The 8,342-nt window shown below is 40.0% G+C and carries 9 protein-coding genes; 4 read left to right on the plus strand and 5 right to left on the minus strand.

What is annotated here, in order from left to right:
* Both K8S13_RS11520 and K8S13_RS11525 read right to left on the minus strand, forming a co-directional pair.
* The coding region (locus K8S13_RS11520; protein ID WP_291462631.1) for a response regulator at window positions 1-632 on the minus strand (632 nt) is incomplete at its 3' end.
* On the minus strand, window positions 632-1,783 hold the full coding sequence (locus K8S13_RS11525) for an ATP-binding protein (RefSeq protein WP_291462633.1): 1,152 nt from the start codon (window positions 1,781-1,783) through the stop codon (window positions 632-634). The genes K8S13_RS11525 and K8S13_RS11520, both read right to left, overlap by 1 nt.
* 133 nt (window positions 1,784-1,916) lie before the next feature.
* Here K8S13_RS11525 and K8S13_RS11530 point away from each other — a divergent pair, with 133 nt between their 5' ends.
* Window positions 1,917-2,675 (plus strand): enoyl-CoA hydratase/isomerase family protein, encoded by a 759-nt coding sequence (locus K8S13_RS11530; protein WP_291462635.1) that lies wholly within the window; start codon window positions 1,917-1,919, stop codon window positions 2,673-2,675.
* 3 nt (window positions 2,676-2,678) lie between these two features.
* Here K8S13_RS11530 and K8S13_RS11535 read toward each other — a convergent pair whose 3' ends face one another.
* Window positions 2,679-3,662, minus strand: a complete 984-nt coding sequence (locus K8S13_RS11535; RefSeq protein ID WP_291462636.1) for a universal stress protein — start codon at window positions 3,660-3,662, stop codon at window positions 2,679-2,681.
* Between the two features lie 309 nt (window positions 3,663-3,971).
* Between K8S13_RS11535 and K8S13_RS11540 the strand changes: the two genes are divergently transcribed.
* Both K8S13_RS11540 and K8S13_RS11545 read left to right on the plus strand, forming a co-directional pair.
* Complete coding sequence (locus K8S13_RS11540) at window positions 3,972-4,475, plus strand: hypothetical protein (RefSeq protein WP_291462637.1); 504 nt, start codon at window positions 3,972-3,974, stop codon at window positions 4,473-4,475.
* 177 nt (window positions 4,476-4,652) lie between these two features.
* Window positions 4,653-5,696: an NAD(P)H-dependent glycerol-3-phosphate dehydrogenase gene (locus K8S13_RS11545; protein WP_291462639.1), complete on the plus strand. Its 1,044-nt coding sequence runs from the start codon at window positions 4,653-4,655 to the stop codon at window positions 5,694-5,696.
* A 69-nt stretch (window positions 5,697-5,765) separates the two neighbouring features.
* Here K8S13_RS11545 and K8S13_RS11550 read toward each other — a convergent pair whose 3' ends face one another.
* Entirely contained in the window at window positions 5,766-6,380 is a 615-nt protein-coding gene (locus tag K8S13_RS11550) for a GAF domain-containing protein (protein WP_291462640.1), read from the minus strand.
* A 212-nt stretch (window positions 6,381-6,592) separates the two neighbouring features.
* Complete coding sequence (locus tag K8S13_RS11555) at window positions 6,593-7,873, minus strand: glycosyltransferase N-terminal domain-containing protein (RefSeq protein ID WP_291462641.1); 1,281 nt, start codon at window positions 7,871-7,873, stop codon at window positions 6,593-6,595.
* Window positions 7,874-7,936: 63 nt separating this feature from the next.
* On the opposite strand from K8S13_RS11555, the gene K8S13_RS11560 reads away from it, so the two are divergent.
* A partial coding sequence (locus tag K8S13_RS11560) for an ABC transporter transmembrane domain-containing protein (RefSeq protein WP_291462642.1) occupies window positions 7,937-8,342 on the plus strand: 406 nt, incomplete at its 3' end.

The following is an 8,342-nucleotide window of genomic DNA, read 5'->3' on the forward strand; positions in this document are numbered from 1 at the left end:
AGTTCACTTTCAAGAAGGTTTCCCACAACAGCTGAACAGTCAAATATGACAAAAGGCTCATCCTTAAATGAAGAGTTCAAATGAATCACCCTTGCAATCAATTCTTTTCCCGTACCCGTCTCACCCTGGAGAAGCACGTTGACATGGCTGGTACAGACAAGCCCTATCATTTTAAATATCCTGCGCATCTTTTCACTCCTGCCAATGATCACCCAGGGATTGTCAGATATCTCTTTTCCCGGGTCAAGGGAAGGGGTTTCCCTATCAATTTCAAGGATATTGATGGCCCGGTTTACAGCTTTTTCAATTTTATCCGCATCAAGGGGTTTGTGAATATAATCAAAGGCTCCCCTTTTAATGGCTGCAATCGTAGTCTCCATATCCTGAAAAGCTGTAATCATGATAATCTTTGATGTTTTTTTTTTCTTAATCATGGTTTGAAGAATATCCAGCCCGTTGAAATCAGGAAGCCTGATATCCATGATCACCACCTGGAATGATTTTTTTGAAAAAAGCGCAAGGCCTATTGCCCCGGTTTGGGCAGTAAAAACCTGGTGTCCTTTTTCCGTAAGAAACATGTTCAAGGATTCAAGGATGGAAGGTTCGTCATCTATGACCAGTATTCTTGCCATTAAATATTTCCTATGGGAATCATTATTGAAAATGAAGCCCCTTTGAATCTTCTTTTTTTTGCCCTGACAAATCCGTTGTGGGCTTCAATAATCCTTTTGACATTGGCAAGTCCCAGGCCAACTCCTTTAGCTTTAGTTGTAAAAAAAGGTTTGAAGATTTCCTCTCTATTCTTTCCATCAAGGCCCGGACCCTCGTCATCAATCAGAACGGTTGCATATTCATGATTCTGTTTTATTGTTTTTTTGAAGGTCACACTGATTTTTCCAAACGGATCAGATGACTCAATGGCATTGATAAGTACGTTGATAAATGCCTGGCCCAGTTTTTCTCCATCTGCTGTAATAAGCGGCAATTTATCTTCAAAAGTTGTCACTACACTAAGATTTTTTTCTTTGAATTTCATTTCAAGAAGTTCAATATAAGAATCTAAAATATGACATATGTTGCAGGAGTTGATATTCAGCTGCAATGGTTTGGCAAAATCTAAAACCTGGTTCAAGATCTGTTCAAGCCTGATCACCTCAGACACTGAGATATCAACTCTGCGTTTATCATTTCCTGTAATTTTTTGATTACTGCTTAAAATTTGAAGGTTCATCTTGACTGAGGATAGAGGATTTCGAATCTCATGGGAGAGGGATGCCGTAATCTGACCTATATAGGCCATACGTTCAGATTCCTGAAGTGCAGCCGTTCGTTTTTTAACCTTTTGCTCAAGCTCTCTGTTCTGCTGAATAATTTTTTTATGGTGCATATCCTGAAAATGGTCACTGAACCGGTGCATGGTATAGGCAAGGCATAGGTTCAGCCGTTCAAAGATTTCGTGAAAGTCTTCTCTGGGTGCATTTGAAATCAGCAGGCCGGTTAAAATCATGCGATAAAGCTCAAAAGCTCTTTGAACGTCAGACAGTAAAAATCCTGCTTTCAGGCGCATATCGGTTATCTTGTCAATAAAGGTATTGATATCGCGATAATTTTTGTGTACCAGTACCTGATAGTTTGCATCAACTGCCCGGGTAATGGTCTGCAAAAGTTCTTCTACCGGTCTTGCTGCATATTGCTCACCGCATTCAGTGTGCAGTTTTTCAACCCATTCGCTTATGATCAGAGGCCTGTATGTATTTAAAAATGTTGAAAATAAAAATGCCATGAAATTGCTATAGCCAACTTTAAAGATTGTGTCAAATTTTTTGATTTGATAGTAATGTTTTAATAAGTTAATAAATGGGGATGGCAAGGTAAACCCGATAGATAAAATTCCTGAAATTTTTCGGAGAACATAAATGGATAAAATTATATTCAAACAAGAAGGAAAAATAGGCTATCTTACGTTGAACAGGCCGGATAAATATAATGCCTTTGATAAAGAAATGCTGGGTGAATTTGAAGAATTCATCAAAGCGCGGATGTACGATAACAGTGTTTCAGTCCTTATTTTTGACGGGGGGGATGCTAAAGGCTTTTGTGCAGGACTTGACATGCAGACACTGGGTCCTGAAATTTTTGCTATGCAACCTGCTGATGCTTATAATGCACAGGTAAGGTTATCAAGAATGATGTTAGGGTTAAGAAAAATTCCACAGCCTGTTATTTGCTGTGTCCATGGGGCTGCTGCCGGAATTGGTTTTTCCCTTGCTATGGCTTCGGATATCCGTATTATGGCTGAAAATGCAAAATTCAGCGCGGCTTACATAAACATTGGACTAGGCGGTGCTGATATGGCCTCCTCTTATTTTCTTCCCCGGCTTATTGGGTCTGGGCGAGCCAATGAATTTCTTTTAACCGGAAACTGGCTTACTGCAAAAGAGGCGATGAATCTGGGATTTGCCAGCAGGATAGTTCCAAAAGAAAAAATAATTGAAACCGCAACTGAACTTGCAAAGGTTATGGCAAGTAAAAATCCTCTGGGACTTAGAATGACCAAAGAAGCTATTAATATTAATATTGATGTGGGCTCACTTGAAGCATGTCTTCAAATGGAAGACAGGAACCAGATGATGCTGGCCTTTGGCATGCATGTGAACCAAGAAAAAAAAGAATAATTTTCAGGAGATCTGCCGAACTACGAGAACAGAACATGAGGCCTGACTAATGACACGATCAGTTGTAGAACCAACCAGAAACTGTTCCAAAAGGCTGTAGCCGTGAACCCCAAGCACGATCATATCCACTTGATTTTGCTCGGCAAAGTTAATCAGTTCCTTGTAGGGTTGACCTTCAAGCTGGATGATAACGGGTGTGCACCAGTTTCGGCTCTCTTCAGGAACCATAGAAGAAAGCTGTTCCTCAAGGCGGCTTGATAGATTGCTTTTTTCTTTCAAATCCTCATTTGTTGCGTTCTTCTGCAGATCCAGATATTCAGACCGGGCCCATTTGGTGTAGTCACCTCCCTGTATTTCCATATAGTCTGAGGCTGATAATCTGGTATGTTCCGCTGGCCTGATAACATGGGCAAGATAAAGCTGTGTCTGAAATTCCTGGGCCAGGCTCAGGGCATAGTTAAAAGCAAGTTTGGAATCCGGGGAAAAATCACATCCCACAAGAATTCGCTTCAGTTTTATTTTTTCTTCAACCGGAGAAGCCAAATGATTTTCCCGTGCATGCAGAACCAGAAGCGGGCATGTAAGAATTTTTATCAGCCTGTCTGTGACAGACCCGATCAAAAATCGTTTTATGCCTGATCCTCCGTGGGTGGCGGCAATGACCATATCAACATTGTTTTTACAGGCAGTTTCATTGATCTCATCTGCCGCATGCCCTGATAAGACGATGATTTCACATTCAATATCAAACTCTTCCGCCATTTTTTCAAGTCTATCCTTGGCATGCCGGATGCGCTCACTCTCCATGTCAGTGTAAGTAAAATAGGAGTGTCCAAGACTTGAAACCATCACTGCTTCCGATACGATATGGCATAGACACAGTGTTGATCCAAACTCTGAGGCCAGTGATTTGCCATGGGAGAGGATAATATTTGTAAAATCTGAAAAATCAATTGCACACATTATTTTTTTGGGTTTCATTCTCATAATTTCTCTCCTTTTTTTTAAAATTATTGCCTGGTTAGAAAAATAAGGCCTGCGCTTTTCGTATATGGTTTATCCTGATACAGGGGAGGCTGAAGAACAAGAAATCTGTATGGTCGAAAAGGAATACTAACATCACGTCAGTGAGGTTATATTATAATATTTTTACACAATGGGCGTCAAGTGCATTGTAGAGATATTATTTTCAGGTGTACGTCAGGATATCAAAGGATACAAATGAAAAGTTTTAAAAGATAGAAAAATATTGTAAGGATAGGCTCTAAATGTGTTCAGTTAAATCAAAGAGGGAATATGAAAAAAAAAGGGAAAGCAAAACAAAGGATACTACAAGCCTCTTTTGGTATCGGTCTTATACTTTTTGTCGTGTTGATAGAACTTGTGGCCGTGCATCCATCAGGTATTTATTCCTATACTCAGCAGGGGTATAAAGAATTTAAAATCGGTCTTTCTAAAGAAAAGGTGTTAAAAAAGATCAATAAACGAAAAACCATTAGAACAATCAGAGTGTGTGATCCGGATAGAGTGTTCGAATTGAAATCAAGAAGGCTCTTTGAGATGGAAGTGAATCTGGCATCATCTGATTATTGGCTCTGCCCTGACAGAACCGGAAAGAATTTTCTATTTTTATTTAGAGATGAAATTCTTGAAAGGATATTGCTTCAAAGATTGCGTTTCGGGAAAAAAAAAGAGGGCTCCATTCTTTTTTCTCAATGCAACCCTGAAATTATAAATGATGTTGAGAAATATCTGACTACCATAGAAAAGTTAAAAGTATTTTATGATACGGATTCTTAATGAGCTTTGATTCTATAAATTAGTATCAAGACAAATCAGGATTGTAAATAAAATTCAATTACCAGAATAAAGTTGATCCCGGTATTGATCTGGTGTATGAATATCACTCATTCTCAATTAAAATATAATGTCATAAATATCAGGATATTGTCAGATCTGAAAGGGAAATTTTAACGCATGAGCAGGATGATTGATATAGCAAAAACTCGGATAGGGGTTGTTGGTGGAGGAGCCTGGGGAACCGCCCTTGCCAAATTGCTTGCAGATAAAGGATTTGTTCTGGATCTCTGGGTGTTTGAAAAGGAAGTAAAAGAACAGATTGAAAAGGAGAGAGAAAATAAGGTTTTTCTTCCCAATATAAAACTGCCGGATAATATTATTCCATCCAATGACCTTGAAATTGTTGTAAAAGAAAAAGATCTTGTGCTTGTTGTCGTTCCGTCCCACTGTATGCGCGATGTGGCAGGTCGGATGAAAAATTTCATCAGTCCGGAGACAATCGTTGTGACAGCATCTAAGGGGATTGAAAATAAGACGCACCTGACCATGACCCAGATTCTTGCAGAAAAAATTGATTTTATTCCCAAAGAAAATTTTGTTGTACTCTCGGGTCCAAGTTTTGCCAAGGAAGTTGCTAATAAAGTTCCAACAGTTGTTGCAGCCGCATCCACCAGCCGGGAGGTATCCGAGTATGTCCAAGAAATATTTTCCTGCTTTACATTCAGGGTCTATGTCAACGATGATCCCATCGGAACTCAGATTGGCGGTGCCATGAAAAATGTATTGGCCATTGCTGCCGGTATTTGTGATGGTATGAAAATGGGTCTTAATCCAAGGGCAGCACTGATTACACGTGGTCTTACCGAGATGAACCGGCTGGGAACAAAGCTGGGTGCCGATCCTCTGACCCTGGCGGGGCTTGCAGGTGTTGGAGACCTGTTATTGACCTGTACGGGTGACTTAAGCCGTAATTATACCGTGGGTAAGCAGATCGGGGAAGGTAAAAAGCCGGATGAGATCATTTCCGAGATGAGAATGGTGGCTGAAGGGGTTAAAACAACAAGATCCGTATATAACCTGTCGAAAAAATTAGGTGTTGATCTTCCCATTTGCAATGAAGTCTATTCAGTCCTTTTTGAAGGACTTTCTGTTGAGGAAACGGTTGAGCACCTGATGAATCGCTCCTTAAAACATGAACTGGATGGAGTTCTGAATAGTTGACAGATTTTCAGGCAGCTTAAGAGTCATTCCAAAGCTGCCTGAAAGGATGATCAACTGATTACATTCTTACTAATCGTGGATTGATTTGTCCACACTTTGAGGAACCCCTTCATAGGGCGTCCATTTTTTTGAACTATAGCTATCTTTTCCTCTCATGTTTTTAAGAATTTCAATGCTGGTTTTATAGCCTTTGTACATCCTGCACATATCCATAGCCATGCCGCATATCAATGCAATGGCCTGGGCAAGGGTGATATCGTTAAATGAAAATTCCCAGGGATTTTTAGTATAGACACGAAGCGCACCGATAATTTTATTATGGCTGATAATGGGGACGCCTAACAAAGAAGAGATGCCTTCTTTGCTGGCTTCCTGGGGATATTCGATTCTCGGATCATCCGTCACATCATAAATGGCAATGGGGATTGCGTCTTTTGCTTCCTTGATGGTCTGCATGAAATGGATCGGCCCCTTGTTCAGGTATTCAGTGCTCAAACCGGATGATGCAACAAGACCCAGTTCACGGGTTTCCCTGTCAACTAAAAATACCGAGCAGCCTTTGGCCGTGAATGCTGTTTTAACACTCTCCGCCGTGATCAGGGCAACTTCTTCCGGGTCTCTGCACTGAGAAATGGCAGTTGTTAACCGGATAATCGTGTCATAATAGATGGTATGATTTTCCATGAATGCCTCCTTCCCTTTTGGATTATAAAATAGCACCCTGATGAATATCCTGGTGCTTGATAAACAAAAAATTCAGCTTTGAAAAAGAGTTGTAAAAACAAAAGAGTATGAAGTGTACAGAATGACTCAAATTAACCTGAAGGTCACACGTAACCAGGGTCACACGCAAAAAGAGTGGAGTTATCTGTATGAATACATTAAATATATACCAATCAAATGAATCCGTCAAAGACTTTTAATATTTCATCGCAGGCCTGCCGGGTGCCGCCCTGGTTTGATTTGAGATATTCCAGTGCCAGTTGTTTGCGGTCCGACCTGTTGACAGGGGTTTTAAGGGTTCCAATTATTGTTTGGGCAACGGCCTTCCAATTGTTCTTTTTAATGACAATCCCTTTTTTAAAGATGTCATCCATTGCCCAGGTAAAATCATCATAATAGGGACCTGTAACAGTGACGGCACCCTGTACGGCCGGTTCTATGAAGTTTTGACCGCCCAGCGGTTTCAGACTTCCGCCGACAAAGACAACCGAAGCGAAGCCATAAATTGTTCTTAGTTCTCCAAATGTATCCCATAAAATGATCCCCGGGCCTGTCAGGGGGGAATTTATCCCGGATCTTAGGTGAAAATTTAAATTTTGGGAAGTTAAGCGTTTTTTCCATGAACTGAGCCTGTGCATGTGTCGAGGGAATATGGCCACAATCTGGTTTGGAAACGTTTTTAAAATATTTTTTAAAATATTAACAATATCCTTTTCTTCCTGTCTTCTAACAGATGCTATAATGGTTAGTGGCAAGGTTTGAGGGAGAAGTTTTTTTATTTGTTTTTGGGTACCGGCATCAGACACATTTGTTTCAATGGATTCAAACTTGATATTCGGCATGGTTTTAACCATTGCTTGTTCGAAAATCTGCCGGTATCTTTCGGCATCCTGCCGTGAAGTTGCAAGGATGATATCCGGTGCCAGATGTTTCCATAAAAATTTTGTTTTCATATAATGGTTAAAGCTTTTTTGGGAAAGCCTTGCATTTATGATAATAATTTTGGTGTGGTTCTCTTTCAGGTAGTAGAGCAGGGCGGGCCATATTTCCGTTTCAAGTAATACCATAATGTGGGGATCGATTATTTTTACCACCTTATTAATGGTCTGGGGACTATCAAAAGGAAACCACTCTATTTTAAGATCGATCAATTTGCTGATTGTCTTTTTTGTTAACCGGGTGTTTAAAATATTAATCCCCTGAGATGTTGTGGAGGTAACCAAGACCTTTGCCCTTGTTTTTGGGTCAAGTGTTTTAAGGAGTGTGACGGCAAGGTAAGCTTCGCCTGCAGAAGCAGCTTGAATCCATATGTCGGCCTTTGTGTGATGAAAAGAAGTGATTCGCCTTTGAAAGCCCAATCCCAGGCGCTTGTTTTTTTTTAGAAAAGGAAGGCTTATGCTCCAGAGCATATTGTAAAATTTGAAAAAATTAAGTATAAAGGCATTCTTTATCATAGGGAATATGCTCTCATTTTTTTTAAATATTGACAATACCTCTGGGTATATTAAATAAGGTTTATGGAAAATAAAAATTCGAAACTGACCAAAATACGAAGAAAAAAGATTATCTCTATAGTGTCTGAGTACTGGCAAAGGCTTTTGCTGGCCGCTTTGTGCATGATCATTGTAGCGGGTACAAACGGTGCAATGGCGCTTATGGTCAAGCCGGTCATGGACGACATCTTCATCAATCAGAACAGAGACATGCTCCTATTAATCCCCGGCATTGCCATCCTTATTTTTTTTTTAAAAGGCCTTGGCTCATATGGGTCTGAATATTTAATGAATTATATCGGGGAAAAGATTATCCGGTTTTTCAGGGAATCTTTGTATGAAAAGATTACAGATCTTCCTATCTCCTTTATTCACAAGGAAAAAACCGGGGCCTTGATGTCCCGTATAACAAATGATGTGAACATTGTTA

The sequence above is a fragment of the Desulfobacula sp. genome, from assembly GCF_021107415.1.